Source organism: Flavobacterium sp. P21 (assembly GCF_050632225.1).
In the GTDB taxonomy this organism is placed as follows: domain Bacteria; phylum Bacteroidota; class Bacteroidia; order Flavobacteriales; family Flavobacteriaceae; genus Flavobacterium.
In genome coordinates this window covers 3,162,526-3,178,062 of record NZ_CP192585.1, presented here as the reverse complement: position 1 = coordinate 3,178,062, position 15,537 = coordinate 3,162,526, and the positions used below count along the sequence as shown (strand labels likewise).

Genomic DNA, 15,537 nt, shown 5'->3' with positions numbered 1-15,537 from the left:
CGCGACAAAAATATAAAAAATAGATTTTAAATGTTAATTTTAGATAAGTTGTTTTGGAAAACAGATGTAATATTTTGTAACCAATTTAGATAACGATTTCAAATTCAGCTGGTCAGATGCTTCTACAACATCTTCAATTGTCTTATCTTTTTTCAAAATTCGTATCGGTTCGGCCGCTTTGCTGTAGGCTTGGTTTTTAATTTTTCCTCTAAAAATAAAATATCCCGCTTCTAACAATGAAATATGATGATCTTGTGCAAACTCTTCTTTCATGGCTTGAGATTCTTCTATTGAAATCTTCTCTGCGCTCATCTTTATTTTAAGCAAATCTCTGTTGATTATCATTTTGCTCAATGTAGAAAGTATAAAATCGTCTTGTCGTTGCCATGCTTTCAAAGCACTTATGATATCAAAATCATCTAATTGAGAAAACAAATCCAGTTTTTCGGCATCAAAATCTTCAAGTGTAATTTTGTTTTGCATAAAAAACAAAAGCGGTTCGCCGCAAGGAAGAGTAATTCCTTTTAAAGTAAGTTCTTTTGCTCTTTTTAGCACTTTCATTAAAATCAATTCGGCAACCAAACTTGTTTTATGCAAATAGGCTTGCCAATACATCAATCGTCTTGAAAGCAGAAATTTCTCAACCGAATATATTCCTTTTTCTTCTATAACTAAAATGTCATTCTCAACATTCATCATCTGAATCAATCGTTCAGAATTGACATTTCCTTCCGCAACTCCAGTATAAAAACTGTCACGTTTTAAATAATCCATTCGATCCATATCCAATTGACTCGAAATCAATTGCAACATGAATTTTCTGTGATATTCACCTTTAAAAACCTGAATAGCCAAACTTAATCTTCCGTCAAATTCTTCATTCAACTGATTCATAAATAATAAAGAAATTGCTTCGTGATGCACATCTTCAACAATACTCTTTTCCATGGCATGAGAAAACGGCCCGTGTCCTATATCATGAAGCAAAATCGCTATTAATAACGCATTTTCTTCTTCCTCAGAAATTGCAACATCTTTAAAACGTAGTGTGTCAATTGCTTTTTTCATTAAATGCATGCATCCCAAAGCATGATGAAAACGGGTATGATTGGCTCCCGGGTAAACCAAATACGAAAGTCCCATTTGTGAAATACGGCGTAAACGCTGGAAATATGGATGCTGAATTAAATCGTAAATAAGTTCGTTCGGGATTGTAATAAACCCGTAAATGGGATCATTGAATATTTTTAACTTATTAATATGAGTCACTATTTGGTTATTTTTAGGTCAACAAATATAAGTAAATAACTATAGTTTTTCATTTAAAAGTTGACATTAAATTTAACTGATATTGAGGTAAATACTTAAAATTCAAAAAGATTTTATATCAAATTTAGGCTTCATTTATCCGAAATTTATACTATTTTTAATAGTTTTTAAGTTCTATACCTCTAAATTGCATTAAAAATAAATTTGTTTATGGATAAGATAAAAATACTTTGGGTCGATGATGAAATCGATCTTTTAAAGCCACATATATTATTTCTGGAGAAAAAAATTATTCGGTAACAACTTGCAACAACGGCCTTGATGCAGTTACTTTATTCGAAGAAGATAATTTTGACATTGTTTTTTTAGATGAAAATATGCCGGGAATGAGCGGTTTGGAAACACTTTCTGAAATGAAAGAGAAAAATCGGCTATTCCGATGATTATGATCACCAAAAGCGAGGAAGAATATATTATGGAAGAAGCGATTGGTTCTAAAATCGCCGATTACTTGATAAAACCTGTGAATCCGAATCAAATCCTGTTAAGTTTGAAGAAAAACCTGGATGATTCAAGATTAATTACTGAAAAAACGACATTGGATTATCAGAAAGAATTCAGAAAAATTTCAATGGAATTAGCGATGGTTAACTCTTATGAAGACTGGGTTGAACTGTATAAAAAATTGCTTTTTGGGAACTAAAACTGGAAGACATCAACGACACGGCGATGATTGAAATTTTGGAATCTCAAAAAGTTGAGGCCAATTCGCAATTCGGGAAATATATTGAACGAAATTACGAAGACTGGTTTGCACCAAAAGCAGATAAACCAATACAATCCAATACTTTATTCAAAGAATTAGTTGTTCCTGAAATCAAAAAGAAAGACAAACCTATACTTTTTGTGGTCATCGACAATCTTCGTTACGATCAGTGGAAATCTTTTGAAAGTGTTGTCTCAAATTATTATAAATTGGAAAAAGAAGTTCCGTATTTCTCTATTCTTCCAACTGCTACTCAATATGCCAGAAATGCAATTTTCTCGGGATTAATGCCCGTAGAAATGGAAAAACAATTTCCTGAATATTGGAAAAATGATGTGGAAGATGGTGGAAAAAACCTTTACGAAGCCGAATTTCTTTCAGCTCAATTAAAACGTTTAGGCTTAAATATTAAGGAAGATTATTTCAAAATCACGAATTACGCTGGCGGAAAAAAACTGGCAGAAAACTTTAAAGCCTTAAAAGGAAATGATTTAGTAACTGTGGTTTACAATTTTGTTGACATGCTTTCGCACGCTAAAACTGAAATGGAAGTCGTTAAAGAATTAGCGTCAGATGATAAGGCCTATCGTTCATTGACTTTGAGCTGGTTTAAAAACTCACCTTTGTTAGAAATCATTCAGCAAGCACAGCTTTTGGGCTTCAAACTGATTTTAACAACAGATCACGGAACAATAAATGTAAAAAATCCGTCGAAAGTTGTGGGAGATAAAAATACAAGCCTAAATTTGCGTTACAAAACTGGTCGTAGTTTGACATACGAACAAAAAGATGTTTATGTGGTAAAAGAACCTAAAACTATTGGCTTGCCAGCTATAAACATGAGCAGTTCGTTTATTTTTGCCAAAAATGATTTCTTTTTGGCCTATGTAAACAACTACAATCATTATGTGAGTTATTACAAAAACACGTATCAGCACGGCGGAATTTCGTTGGAAGAAATGATTATTCCGTTCTTAGTATTCAATCCTAAATAAAAGTATATCGCCACGAAATTCACGAATTTGAATTAATTCATTTTAAAACTCAAAAAATAAAATTTTAATTCGTGAAAATTTGTGAAATTCGTGGCAAAAAATAAACAACAATGAACATCGTTTTTTCATTAGATCAAATTCAAGAAGTTGCAGAGCAGATTATTGCTTCAAATCCTAAAAAAATCATTCTTTTCAATGGAGAAATGGGTGTTGGAAAAACAACCTTGATCAAACAATTGTGCAAAACTTTAGGAGTTGAAGATGCCACAAGCGACCCAACTTTTTCTTTGGTAAACGAATATCAAACTTCTAACTATCAAACGGTTTACCATTTCGACTTTTACCGATTGAACAAAGAAACAGAAGCGCTTGATATGGGCGTTGATGATTATTTATATTCTGGAAGCTGGTGCTTTATAGAATGGTCTGAAAAAATCGCCAATCTGCTTCCTGAAGAATATTCAACAATAAATATTGAGTTGTTGGAAGATGGAAAAAGAAAGTTAGTTTTGTCTTAAATAAAATATGAAAAAAAATTCATTATTCTTATTTTAACCCTAATTACATTTACTGGTTGTAACAAAGACGAATATAAAGGAATTAAATTCGGCTCCATTTTAGTTGAAAATCAAAGTTACTCTGAAAATAATAATTTATGTCGGATTATTGACAATACAATAAAACTTGATAAAAATTCTCTTCATGAACTAATCAATTTTAACTGTGGAGATGGTGCTGGTTGTTATGAGCTAGGGAGTATTATAGTTCAAGTTATTGATAAAATTGGCGAAGAAAAGTTTTTAAAAATATCTCAGACATTAAGCAATCAAGACAAATCAATGCTAAATTCTCTTATCAAAATTGGTTTAGAATATGGATTTCGCTTAGACAGTAAATTTCAAAATAAAAGTTTTGAAATTCAATTTCCGAAACTAAATCAAGAATTAAACTAAAATGGTTACCCAAAATAAAATAGAGATAATCCCCTTTTCTCCAGATTTAAAAGAACACATCAAAACCCTAAATATAGCGTGGCTGGAAAAATATTTCAGAGTTGAAGACAAAGACAAAATCACGCTTTCAAATCCGCAAGAAGAAATTATTGATAAAGGCGGTATGATTTTCTACGCAAAATATAATGATGAAATTCTTGGCACAGTCTCATTATTAAAAGAAAACGATTTTACTTTTGAATTAAGCAAAATGGCAGTTTCCGACAAAGCTCAAGGTCTGGGAATTGGCAACAAACTTCTTGAACATTGCATAAAAATTGCTAAAGAAAAAGATATGAAAACACTCTTTTTATATTCAAACACCGCTTTACTTCCTGCTATTCATTTGTATAAAAAATTTGGTTTTAAAGAAATTCCATTAGAAAAAGGAATTTATGAAAGAGCCGACATAAAAATGGAGAAAAAAATTTCTTAACATTGTCATTATAGTATTAGCAGAATTTTTGCATTAATTTTAAATCTTTTTGCGTAATTTGTACCTTTAATTTTTTGCACAACCCATGTCAATCACGTTAACTCCATTTACAAAACAACAATTAATCCCACAGGAAGAAAAACTTGAGATTGGTCGTTTTAAAAGAGAACTTTTCATAGGAATCCCGAAAGAAACTAGCTATCAGGAACGTCGTATATGCCTGACTCCTGACGCCGTAAACTCACTTACTTATGAAGGCCATAGAGTGATGATTGAATCTGGTGCAGGCGAAAGTTCGAGCTATACTGACAAAGAATATGCAGATGCCGGCGCCGAAATTACAAAAGATACCAAAAGAGTTTTTGGCTGTCCGTTTTTATTAAAAGTAGAACCGCCTACTCTAGCTGAAATCGAAATGATCAATCCTGAAACGGTTATTATTTCAGCCATTCAGCTTAAAACCAAAAAGAAAGCGTACTTCGAAGCTTTGGCACAAAAGAAAATTACAGCATTAGCTTTTGAATATATTAAAGATGAAGACGGTTCTTATCCAGCAGTAAAATCATTAAGCGAAATTGCCGGAACTGCTTCCATCCTTATTGCGACCGAATTAATGATTACGGACGAATTTGGAAAAGGACTTTTGTTTGGAAATATAACAGGAGTTCCCCCTACTGAAGTTGTGATTCTTGGAGCTGGAACAGTTGGCGAATTTGCCGCTAAAACTGCAATTGGACTTGGTGCAAACGTAAAAGTTTTTGATAATTCGATTACGAAATTGCGACGTTTGCAAAACAATTTAAATCAAAGAATTTTCACTTCAACAATTCAGCAAAAAGGTTTATTAAAAGCGTTGCGCCGTTGTGATGTGGCGATTGGAGCGATGAGAGGAAAAGAGCGTTGCCCGATTGTAGTAACTGAAACCATGGTCGAGCATATGAAAAAAGGTGCTGTAATTGTTGACGTAAGTATTGATACCGGCGGATGCTTTGAAAGCTCTGAAGTTACGACACACGAAAAACCGACATTCATTAAAAACAATGTTTTGCACTATTGCGTGCCAAATATTCCTTCTCGATATTCCAAAACCGCCTCATTATCAATCAGTAACATTTTAACTCCTTATCTTCATCAGATAGCCGAAGATGGTGGTTTAGAAAGTGCTATTCGATGCAATAAAGGCCTTAAAAACGGAATTTATTTGTACCACGGAATCCTTACAAACAAAGCCATTGGCGATTGGTTTGATTTGCCGGACAACGATATTAATTTACTTGTTTTTTAAAGGAACTTTAGTGTACCTTTGCAAAAATTTTATTTCATGAAGTTCGTACACCGTTTTGCATATTATCTTATTGGCCTTGTATTAGGATGTTTTATTGTTTCAGGATTTTTTATTGGAAAAGATACGCGTTGCAATTATTTCCCAAATGCAAGAGTACTAAACAATCTTAGAACGAAACCTTTTCAATATTCAGACAAAGCTATTCAAACCTTGAACGAAAAATGGGTTGATACTGCTGATATCAAAAACACATTGACTTACGGAGATGTCGATTTTGATCAAAGCAACATTCCGTTTAAAAAAGGAAAACTTTACATCATTGAAGGAAAAACTGTAAAAAATCAAGAAATTATTCTAAAAGTAGTGAATTATGAAAATAAAGCTGTTTTAGAAGATATCATCAAAAAAGAAACGGAAAAATAGTTTCCCTGAAGTATCAAAACCATTCTATTTCTTCAATTCCTTTTGATTTTAGAAAAGCATTTGTTTGGCTAAAATGCTTGTTTCCAAACCATTTTCCTTGATTAGCGCTCATTGGAGACGGATGTCCAGATTCTAAAACATAATGTTTTGATCGATCGATCTTTAGTCCTTTTTTCTGAGCAAAACTTCCCCATAAAAGAAAAACAATATTTTCTTTCTTATCGGAAATTGCCTGGATTACGGCATCTGTAAAAAGATTCCATTTTAAATGTTTATGACTATTTGGACTATCTTTGCGCACGGTCAAAGACGCATTCAAAAGTAAAACACCTTGTTTTGCCCATTTTTCAAGATTACCTGAAGTTGGCATAAAAATCGAATCAAAATCAGTATTTATTTCTCTGAAAATATTACGAAGTGATGGCGGAATTTTGACATTATCATTTACAGAAAAACTCAAACCATTGGCTTCTCCTTCTCCATGATAAGGATCTTGGCCAATAATTACAACTTTCAAGTTTGAAAAACTGCAATTATCAAAAGCAGAGAAAATCAATTCAGCAGGTGGATAGCAGGTATGTGTTTTGTATTCAATTTCCAACGCATCCATCAATTCCTTAAAATAAGGTTTCTGAATTTCGTCTTTCATAACAGTCCGCCAATCTTGAGATAAATTAATTTTCATTTTAAAATTTTATTACAAATTACGCAAAGTTTTCTTCAAAGTGCCAACAAATAATGCATTTTAGTTTCAAAACTTTGTAACTTTGAAATCTTACAACTTACGATATATAATGGTATCTATTACAGAAAAAACATTACAAGATTTACAATTTCCAACAGTGCTTGAAACCATTTCAGATGGTTGCAATACTGATATTGGAAAAGAAAAGGCTTTACAAATAAAACCATTCAGAGATAAAGAAGAATTAATGCAGTCGCTGATGCAGACATCAGAATATGTTTCTTCTTTTCAAAATAATAACGCCATTCCCAACCACGGATTTGACGCTATAACACACGAAATCAAGTTTCTAGCAATTGAAGACAGCTTCCTTGAAGTAGGAAGTTTTAGAAAAATTGCCAATCTTTCTGCAACTACAAATGTCTTGTTGAATTTCTTGAAAAAATTCGACGATTATTATCCAAACTTAAATGCTAGAGCTTCTCGCGTTGAGTTGACCAAAGACATTATTACTACAATTGATACAATTGTTGACAAATACGGAGAGATCAAAGACAATGCATCACCTGCTCTTGCTGGAATTCGCCAAAATATGAATTTGGTTCGAGGAAAAGTAAACCAAAGTTTTGGTGTTGCCTTGACTCAATACAATGGCTTAGGATATCTAGATGATATTAAGGAAAGTTTTGTACAAAACCGCAGAGTTTTAGCAGTTTTGGCCATGTATCGCCGAAAAGTAAAAGGCTCAATTTTAGGAAGTTCCAAAACAGGAAGCATTGCTTATATCGAACCTGAAGCTACTTTGAAATATTCGAGAGAATTAGCCAATTTAGAATACGAAGAGAAAGAAGAAATTACGAGAATTCTAAAGAATTTGTCGAATGTCATTCGCCCGTATCTTCCTTTATTAATTGAATATCAAGACTTTTTGAGTGACATTGATGTAGTTGCCGGAAAAGCTAAATATGCTAATCGTATTAACGCAATTTTGCCAACAATTACTGAAGAAAGAAGATTGTTTTTTAGAGAAGCCTATCATCCAATTTTGTATTTAAATAACAAGCAAAAAAGGAAGTTACGCACCCGCAAACCATTGAACTAAAACAAGAAAACCGAATTATCGTAATTTCTGGACCGAACGCTGGAGGAAAAACTATCTCCTTGAAAACGGTTGGTTTATTGCAATTAATGTTGCAATCGGGGATTTTGATTCCGGTTCACGAAAGAAGCGAAACTTTCTTATTTGACAGAATCTTAACTGATATTGGAGACAATCAATCAATTGAAAATCATCTAAGTACATACAGCTACCGATTAAAAAACATGAATTATTTCTTGAAGAAATGCAACAGAAAAACCATGTTTTTAATTGACGAATTTGGTACTGGTTCTGATCCGGAACTGGGTGGAGCTTTGGCGGAAATTTTCTTAGAAGAATTTTACCATCGTGAAGCTTTCGGAATTATTACAACACACTATTCCAATTTAAAAATTCTTGCCAACGAATTGCCTTATGCAACAAATGCAAATATGATGTTTGACGAAAAGTCACTTGAACCAATGTACAAGTTAGCTTTGGGTCAGGCAGGAAGTTCGTTTACTTTTGAAGTTGCTCAGAAAAATGGAATTCCGTTTGGACTAATCAATCGTGCAAAAAAGAAAATCGAAGTTGGAAAAGTTCGTTTTGACAAAACCATCGCAACACTTCAAAAAGAGCGATCAAAACTGGAAAAAACTTCTTTGAATTTAAAAGAAGAAGAAACCAGGGCGCGCGAGGAAAGCAAAAAGATGGAAAACATCAATACTAAAATCCAGCAAAAATTGGAAAGCTATCAGGAATTATACGACAGCAATCAGAAGATTATATATATAGGGCAAAAAATTGATGATATTGCTGAGAAATATTTCAACAACAAAAACAAAAAGGAACTTATTGGTGAGTTTTTGAAAATTGTTGAGATTGAAAATTCAAAACGTAAAAAAGCAACTCCGAAAGAAGTCAAAGCAAAAGTTGAAAAGCAAAAAGAAATTATTGCCGAAGTTCAGGTAAAAGTCGAAGAAATCAGAAAAGAGAAAAAAGAGAAAAAACTTAAACCTGTAGTCGAAAAACCAAAACCAATTTTGAAAGTGGGCGATCGAGTAAGAATGCTCGACGGAAGATCTGTTGGAAGTATCGATTCTATCGAAAAAAATAAAGCAACGGTTAATTACGGAATTTTTACATCAAAAGTAAGTTTGGATGAATTGGAATTGGTTGAAGCTGTAAAAAAATAAAGTTTTCAGTTGCAGTCGCCGTTTTCAATCTCAAAAATTGACATAAAAAAACTTAAATTAAAATAAAGCGATTTAATAAACGTTTTTATTTTTAAAGCAAAATAATATTATCTTTTTCTAAAACTCGATTAAAATCAATTTATGAAAGCCGTTTTTAATTTATTAATTTTATAGAAATTAAAAATTCAATAGATAAAATTAATTCTTTAAATCTATAGAACTTTGTCAAAGTTTGAAAATTTGACAAAGTTTTTACTTTAAAACTATAAAATGGAAAACCTTCCAAAAAATAAAAAAATAGTTCTTTTTGACGGAATTTGCAATCTATGCAGTTCCGCTGTACAATTTATTATCAAACATGACAAAAATGATATTTTTAGATTTGTAGCATTACAATCTGATTTAGGAATTTCAATTTGCAAACATTTAGGAATCAGTTTTTCAAAAATGGATAGCATTATTTTATACGATCCTGGAACAGCTTATTTTTACAAATCTTCTGCTGTTATTGAAATAGCTAAAAATTTTGGAGGACTTTGGAAATTGACGCCAATTTTTAGAATTGTTCCAATTTTCATCAGCGATAGAATTTATGATTATATTGCTAAAAACAGATACAATTGGTACGGCAAAAAAGAGAGCTGTATGATTCCTAGTCCGGAGTTGAAATCTAAGTTTCTTTAAAAATTCCAATTTTTAAATTCCAAATTCCAACAGGCAAACTTTCTTTAAAATATATTCAATTCAAACCCGACAGGTTTTAAAAACCGGTTTACTTATAATTAAAATCAAATAAAAATCCCAAACTCCAATAATTTTGGAATTTGGGATTTTTTTATTGAAAATTTAGATTTTATTATCTAATCAATTTTCTGTATTTGATACGTTTTGGAGTCAAATCATTTCCAAGACGTTTCTTTTTATTTTCTTCATATTCAGTAAAACTTCCTTCAAAGAAATAAACTTCAGAATCTCCTTCAAAAGCTAGAATGTGCGTACAAATTCTATCTAAGAACCATCTGTCGTGAGAAATAATCACGGCGCATCCAGCGAAATTCTCTAAACCTTCTTCAAGAGCTCGAAGTGTATTAACATCAAGGTCGTTCGTAGGCTCATCCAGTAAAAGTACGTTTCCTTCTTCTTTTAAAGTCATTGCTAAGTGTAAACGGTTACGTTCTCCACCAGAAAGCATTGACACTTTTTTGTTTTGCTCTCCACCACCAAAGTTGAAACGTGATAAATAAGCTCTTGAGTTTACTTGCTTTCCGCCCATCATAATCAATTCTTGGCCATCTGCAAAGTTTTCCCAAATCGATTTGTTCGGATCGATGTTAGCGTGCGATTGATCTACGTAAGCAATTTTTACAGTATCTCCAACTGAAAATTCTCCACTGTCTGTAGCTTGTTCGCCCATAATCATTTTGAAAATAGTCGATTTACCAGCACCGTTAGGTCCGATAATTCCAACAATTCCAGCTTGTGGCAACGTAAAGTTCAAATTATCGTATAATAATTTATCTCCAAAAGCTTTCGCTACATTTTTAGCTTCAATAACATTTGTTCCTAAACGAGGACCATTAGGGATATAGATCTCTAACTTTTCATCAAGTTGTTTTTGATCTTCATTTAATAATTTATCGTAGTTCTGTAAACGCGCTTTTTGTTTTGTCTGACGACCTTTTGCACCTTGGCGAACCCATTCCAACTCACGCTCTAAAGTTTTTCTACGTTTAGAAGCTACTTTTTCTTCTTGAGCCAAACGGTTTGATTTTTGATCCAACCAAGAAGAATAATTTCCTTTCCATGGAATACCTTCTCCTCTATCCAACTCTAAAATCCATCCTGCAACATTATCCAAGAAATAACGGTCGTGCGTTACTGCAATTACAGTTCCTGAATATTGTGCTAAATGTTGCTCTAACCAAAGAACTGACTCAGCATCAAGGTGGTTGGTAGGCTCATCCAAAAGCAATACGTCTGGTTGTTGCAACAACAAACGACATAAAGCTACACGACGACGCTCACCTCCAGAAAGGTTTTTGATTGGTGTGTCACCTTCTGGCGTGCGCAATGCATCCATTGCGATTTCTAATTTCGTATCGATTTCCCAAGCACCAAGAGCATCAATTTTATCTTGCAATGCCGCTTGACGGTCCATCAATTTATCCATTTTGTCCTGATCTTCGTAATATTCCGGAAGACCAAATAAATCATTGATTTGATTGTATTCTTCTAAAACCGCCATTGTCTCAGTCGCTCCTTCACGAACAATTTCGATAACTGTTTTAGAATCATCAAGAATTGGCTCTTGCTCTAAGTAACCTACAGTATAACCCGGTTGAAAAACCACATCACCTTGATAGTTTTTATCAACTCCTGCAATAATTTTTAAAAGAGAAGATTTTCCAGAACCATTAAGACCCAAAATACCAATTTTAGCCCCGTAAAAGAAACTCAAATAAATATTTTTAAGTACTGGTTTGTCTGCTCCTTGATAGGTTTTACTCAATTTCTGCATTGAGAAAATTACTTTCTTATCGTCTGACATTTGTTTTTATTTTTTATTTAAATTATTTATTATGATCAAAAACAGATTAAACCCTTCCTTTCAAAGCATTGAAAACCCAGGCATTAGCAAAAAAACCAACTCCAACTGCGGCGAATCCCCAGCCCGAAACATCACTGTACCTAAAGATCCCAAGACCTATAAGCAACAATCCCATAAGCACCATTATCAAAGTGGCCCATCCTAAAATGGTATTTTTATTCATTCCCATAATTGTGTAATTATTTTTTAATCTGATTATTTTTTAGAAAGGCAAATATCGTGAATTATTACGGCTTAATTAAATATTTTATAAAGCATTTCTTTTAATAAATCTGATTGCGGAAGTGCATTTGCTCCTACTCCTTTGCTTTTTACATCAATATCTCGCAAAGCACCAACTATCTGACTTACTTTTCGCATTGGATAATTTTTGACCGCCAAATCATATTCTTTCAAAAAAATGGATTTACACCAAGAACAGAAGCGACATTTTTTGGGTTTTTATCTTTTAATCCGTGGTATTTTAAAAGTCGCACAAAGAATCCGAAAACCAATCCTGTAGTCATAACCAACGGATATTCCTTTGGATTATGAGCAAAATTTTCGGCTATCTTATACGCTTTCAATTGATTGCGTTCTCCAATTGCTTTTCGAAGTTCAAAAACATTATAGTCTTTACTAAAACCAATGTTTTCCTCAATATGTTCTGCTGTAATCATTGTGCCTTGTGGCAAAATAATTTGCAGTTTTTCTAATTCATTGTTGATTTTGCTCAAATCGGTTCCTAAAAACTCTACCAACATGGCATTTGCTTTTGGATCAATTGTATATTTTTTCCCGCTAAGACACGCTTGATCCAATCACCAACTTGGTTTTCGTAAAGTTTTTTGCTTTCGTAAACTAATCCGTTTTGAGCTAGAACTTTCGTTACTTTCTTGCGTTTGTCCAGCGTTTTGTATTTGTAGCAAAAAACTAAAACCGTAGTTTCCATAGGATTATTGGCATACGCTTCTAATTTATCAATATTTCGAGATAAATCTTGTGCTTCTTTTACAATAACAACTTGACGATCAGCCATCATAGGATAGCGCTTGGCGGTTGAAACAATATCTTCAATAGAAACATCTCTTCCGTACAAAACAGTTTGATTGAAACCTTTTTCTTCTTCAGCGAGCACATTCTCCTCAATATATTCAGTTAACTTATCTATATAGTAAGGTTCTTCGCCCATGAAAAAATAAATTGGTTTTATATTTCCAGCCTTAATATCATTGACAATCTTTACAACTTCGTCCATTTAAAATTTGTTTCAAGTTTAAAGTTTCAAGTTGGTTTGAAACCTAAAACTATTTTATATTTTTGCTTTATGCGACAATTAAATTTCCCAACCTATAGTTTTCGATTCAAAAATAGCGAAAATAAAGTGTCTATTTTTGATGAAATCAGAAAAAATTTATCATTCTTACCCCAGAAGAATGGGTTCGCCAGCACGTCGTTCATTATTTGATTCACGAAAAAAATATCCCAAATCACTAATAAACGTTGAGAAAGTTTTAAAAGTCAATGGGTTACGAAAAAGATATGATGTTGTTGTTTTTAACTCAAATGGCTCTATACATATATTAGTAGAATGCAAAGCGCCCGAAGTAAAAATTTCTCAAGCTACTTTTGATCAAATTGCTCGCTACAATATGACAATGCAGGCACGGTTTTTGAATGTCACAAACGGACTAAACCATTTTTATTGTCAAATGGATTTTGAAAACGAGAAATATGAGTTTTTGAGAAGCCTTCCTGATTATAAAGAAAACCATTAAAATAAATAATTTAAGAACTTTTGGATAAAATAGCAGTTGTCATTTTAAATTGGAACGGAGTAAAATTGCTTGAGCAGTTTTTACCATCTGTTATTCAGTTTTCAGAAGGAGCAACAATTTATGTTGCCGACAATGATTCTACAGATAATTCAGTTGAATTTGTTCAACAAAATTTCCCTACAGTAAAAATTGTAAAAAATACTGGTAATTATGGTTTTGCAAAAGGCTACAATGATGCATTGAAAAATATTGATGCAGAAATTTATGCTCTAGTAAATTCAGATATTGAAGTAACTGAAAATTGGCTGAAACCCATATTGGAAACTTTTGAATCTGAAAAACAAACCGCAATTATTCAGCCTAAAATTCTTGACTTTAAAAACAAAGAATATTTTGAATATGCCGGAGGAGCTGGCGGATTTATTGATAAATATGGTTTCCCGTTTTGTCGCGGACGCATTTTTGATACCGTAGAAAAAGATAATGGCCAATACAATGATAATTGCGAATTATTCTGGGCTTCTGGGGCATGCTTTTTTATCCGAAAGAATGTTTACGATGAATTAGGTGGGTTTGACGAAAGTTTTTTGCGCATCAGGAAGAAATTGATTTATGCTGGCGCGCGACAAATGAAGGACATATTATAAAGTATAATTCGAAATCTGTTGTTTATCATGTTGGAGGCGCAACTTTACAGCAAGGAAATCCACGGAAAACGTTTTTGAATTTTAGAAATTCATTATTGATGCTTGTGAAAAATTTGCCAAAGAAAGGATTGTTTTTCACTATTTTCTTCCGAATGGTTTTAGATGGAATTGCGGGTATCCGTTTTCTTACACAAGGGAAATTCAGCCATACTTTTGCTATTTTAAAAGCACATTTCTCATTTTATTGCCTATCTTTAAAGTATCTAAAAAAGAGAAAAGATTTTCAAATACAGCAATACTATACCGTAAAAAGTATCGTTTACCTATATTACGTAAAGAAATTGCTGGTTTTTAAAGAAATCTTTAACAGTAAACAAAATATTAAAAACTAAATTTGTAATCAACGTTTAATTAAATATAATACCTATGAGAAAAATAGTTATCGCACTATCAGTATTAATGGCCTTAACTTCGTGTGTATCGAAAAAGCAATACGCGACACTTGAAGCTAAGAACAAAGAGACCCAAGATTTATTAAACTCTTGTACTGTGAAATTAAATTCTTGTCTAGAAGAAAAAGCTGGTTTGGTCGCTACAGTTGACGGTTTAAAACAACATAATCAAGACTTAATCAACAGTTCAAAAGATTTAACGGTTTTAACTACTAAAGGAGCTGAAAACCTAGAAAAATCTCTAGAAAGCTTAAAAGAGAAAGATTTGAAAATCTCAAGACTTCAAGATGCTCTTACGAAAAAAGACAGTGTAACTTTAGCATTAGTTACAAGTTTAAAAGGAGCTGTTGGAATCAACGATCCAGATATCGAAATCAATGTTGAAAAAGGAGTTGTATTTATTTCTATTGCTGATAAATTGTTATTCAAAAGTGGAAGTTATGACGTAAGCGACAAAGCAAAATCTGTTTTAGCGAAAGTTGCTAAAGTTGTAAATGACAAACCTGACTTTGAATGTATGGTTGAAGGTCATACAGATGACGTTCCTTACAAAAGCAACGGAGTTTTGCTAGACAACTGGGATTTAAGTGTTAAACGTTCTACTTCTATCGTTCGTGTATTAACAAATGATCTTGGAGTTAATCCTGCAAAATTAATTGCCGCTGGTAGAAGCTCTTACGTGCCATTAGTTGCAAATGATACTCCAGAAAACAAAGCTCGTAACAGAAGAACTCGTATCGTGGTTATGCCAAAAATCGATCAGTTCTATGATATGATCGAAAAAGAAATGAAAAAACAGGCTAAATAATCCTTGTTTTACATATCATAAAAACAGAAAAAGCAGGTCTTACGACCTGCTTTTATGTATCCTTAATTTTTTTAATAACCAATTAAATATAAATTAAGAATAGCATTATTTTTAATCAACTAACTAAATTTTAACTATAC

At 32.6% G+C, this 15,537-nt stretch carries 10 protein-coding genes and 5 pseudogenes; 10 read left to right on the top strand and 5 right to left on the bottom strand.

Features of this window, described 5'->3' with window-relative positions; translation table 11 throughout:
* Window positions 1-39: 39 nt before the first annotated feature.
* Window positions 40-1,269, bottom strand: a complete 1,230-nt coding sequence (locus ACQ9BO_RS15950) for an HD domain-containing protein (RefSeq protein ID WP_431241542.1) — start codon at window positions 1,267-1,269, stop codon at window positions 40-42.
* 210 nt (window positions 1,270-1,479) lie between these two features.
* On the opposite strand from ACQ9BO_RS15950, the pseudogene ACQ9BO_RS15945 reads away from it, so the two are divergent.
* From ACQ9BO_RS15945 to ACQ9BO_RS15925, 5 genes and pseudogenes are all read left to right on the top strand, one after another.
* Window positions 1,480-3,030 (top strand): annotated as a pseudogene (locus tag ACQ9BO_RS15945) (PglZ domain-containing protein).
* A 110-nt stretch (window positions 3,031-3,140) separates the two neighbouring features.
* The gene (tsaE, locus tag ACQ9BO_RS15940) at window positions 3,141-3,548 is read left to right on the top strand and encodes a tRNA (adenosine(37)-N6)-threonylcarbamoyltransferase complex ATPase subunit type 1 TsaE (RefSeq protein WP_431241541.1); all 408 of its coding nucleotides are present in this window, start codon (window positions 3,141-3,143) and stop codon (window positions 3,546-3,548) included.
* 436 nt (window positions 3,549-3,984) lie between these two features.
* Window positions 3,985-4,458, top strand: a complete 474-nt coding sequence (locus ACQ9BO_RS15935; protein WP_431241540.1) for a GNAT family N-acetyltransferase — start codon at window positions 3,985-3,987, stop codon at window positions 4,456-4,458.
* An 85-nt stretch (window positions 4,459-4,543) separates the two neighbouring features.
* Window positions 4,544-5,743 (top strand): alanine dehydrogenase, encoded by a 1,200-nt coding sequence (locus tag ACQ9BO_RS15930; RefSeq protein ID WP_431241539.1) that lies wholly within the window; start codon window positions 4,544-4,546, stop codon window positions 5,741-5,743.
* 36 nt (window positions 5,744-5,779) lie between these two features.
* Window positions 5,780-6,166: a DUF4258 domain-containing protein gene (locus ACQ9BO_RS15925; protein WP_320567378.1), complete on the top strand. Its 387-nt coding sequence runs from the start codon at window positions 5,780-5,782 to the stop codon at window positions 6,164-6,166.
* A 13-nt stretch (window positions 6,167-6,179) separates the two neighbouring features.
* Here ACQ9BO_RS15925 and ACQ9BO_RS15920 read toward each other — a convergent pair whose 3' ends face one another.
* Window positions 6,180-6,851, bottom strand: coding sequence for a uracil-DNA glycosylase (locus ACQ9BO_RS15920; RefSeq protein WP_431241538.1), 672 nt, complete (start codon window positions 6,849-6,851; stop codon window positions 6,180-6,182).
* 109 nt (window positions 6,852-6,960) lie between these two features.
* Between ACQ9BO_RS15920 and ACQ9BO_RS15915 the strand changes: the two are divergent.
* Together ACQ9BO_RS15915 and ACQ9BO_RS15910 are read left to right on the top strand one after the other, a co-directional pair.
* Window positions 6,961-9,125: pseudogene (locus ACQ9BO_RS15915) on the top strand (endonuclease MutS2).
* A 270-nt stretch (window positions 9,126-9,395) separates the two neighbouring features.
* Window positions 9,396-9,809, top strand: a complete 414-nt coding sequence (locus ACQ9BO_RS15910) for a thiol-disulfide oxidoreductase DCC family protein (protein WP_431241537.1) — start codon at window positions 9,396-9,398, stop codon at window positions 9,807-9,809.
* A 172-nt stretch (window positions 9,810-9,981) separates the two neighbouring features.
* On the opposite strand, the gene ettA is transcribed toward ACQ9BO_RS15910, so the two are convergent.
* The 3 genes and pseudogenes from ettA to holA form a co-directional block, all read right to left on the bottom strand.
* A complete protein-coding gene (ettA, locus tag ACQ9BO_RS15905; RefSeq protein WP_431241536.1) occupies window positions 9,982-11,673 on the bottom strand; it encodes an energy-dependent translational throttle protein EttA in 1,692 nt (563 codons plus the stop codon).
* A gap of 46 nt (window positions 11,674-11,719) precedes the next feature.
* Window positions 11,720-11,902, bottom strand: coding sequence for a CAL67264 family membrane protein (locus ACQ9BO_RS15900; RefSeq protein ID WP_035643908.1), 183 nt, complete (start codon window positions 11,900-11,902; stop codon window positions 11,720-11,722).
* A gap of 65 nt (window positions 11,903-11,967) precedes the next feature.
* Window positions 11,968-12,970 (bottom strand): annotated as a pseudogene (holA, locus tag ACQ9BO_RS15895) (DNA polymerase III subunit delta).
* 69 nt (window positions 12,971-13,039) lie between these two features.
* Here holA and ACQ9BO_RS15890 point away from each other — a divergent pair.
* The 3 genes and pseudogenes from ACQ9BO_RS15890 (at window position 13,040) to ACQ9BO_RS15880 (ending at window position 15,397) form a co-directional block, all read left to right on the top strand.
* A pseudogene (locus ACQ9BO_RS15890) lies at window positions 13,040-13,490 on the top strand (type I restriction enzyme HsdR N-terminal domain-containing protein).
* Between the two features lie 20 nt (window positions 13,491-13,510).
* A pseudogene (locus ACQ9BO_RS15885) lies at window positions 13,511-14,529 on the top strand (glycosyltransferase).
* Window positions 14,530-14,563: 34 nt separating this feature from the next.
* A complete protein-coding gene (locus tag ACQ9BO_RS15880; RefSeq protein WP_431241535.1) occupies window positions 14,564-15,397 on the top strand; it encodes an OmpA/MotB family protein in 834 nt (277 codons plus the stop codon).
* The last annotated feature ends 140 nt before the right edge of the window (window positions 15,398-15,537 follow it).

Bases quoted from the DNA above. Each gene is read 5' to 3' on its own strand.
- ACQ9BO_RS15880 (WP_431241535.1), top strand. From the start codon at position 14,564: ATGAGAAAAATAGTTATCGCACTATCAGTATTAATGGCCTTAACTTCG.
- ACQ9BO_RS15930 (WP_431241539.1), top strand. From the start codon at position 4,544: ATGTCAATCACGTTAACTCCATTTACAAAACAACAATTAATCCCACAG.
- ACQ9BO_RS15935 (WP_431241540.1), top strand. From the start codon at position 3,985: ATGGTTACCCAAAATAAAATAGAGATAATCCCCTTTTCTCCAGATTTA.
- ACQ9BO_RS15925 (WP_320567378.1), top strand. From the start codon at position 5,780: ATGAAGTTCGTACACCGTTTTGCATATTATCTTATTGGCCTTGTATTA.
- ACQ9BO_RS15910 (WP_431241537.1), top strand. From the start codon at position 9,396: ATGGAAAACCTTCCAAAAAATAAAAAAATAGTTCTTTTTGACGGAATT.
- ACQ9BO_RS15900 (WP_035643908.1), bottom strand. From the start codon at position 11,902: ATGGGAATGAATAAAAATACCATTTTAGGATGGGCCACTTTGATAATG.
- tsaE (WP_431241541.1), top strand. From the start codon at position 3,141: ATGAACATCGTTTTTTCATTAGATCAAATTCAAGAAGTTGCAGAGCAG.
- ettA (WP_431241536.1), bottom strand. From the start codon at position 11,673: ATGTCAGACGATAAGAAAGTAATTTTCTCAATGCAGAAATTGAGTAAA.
- ACQ9BO_RS15920 (WP_431241538.1), bottom strand. From the start codon at position 6,851: ATGAAAATTAATTTATCTCAAGATTGGCGGACTGTTATGAAAGACGAA.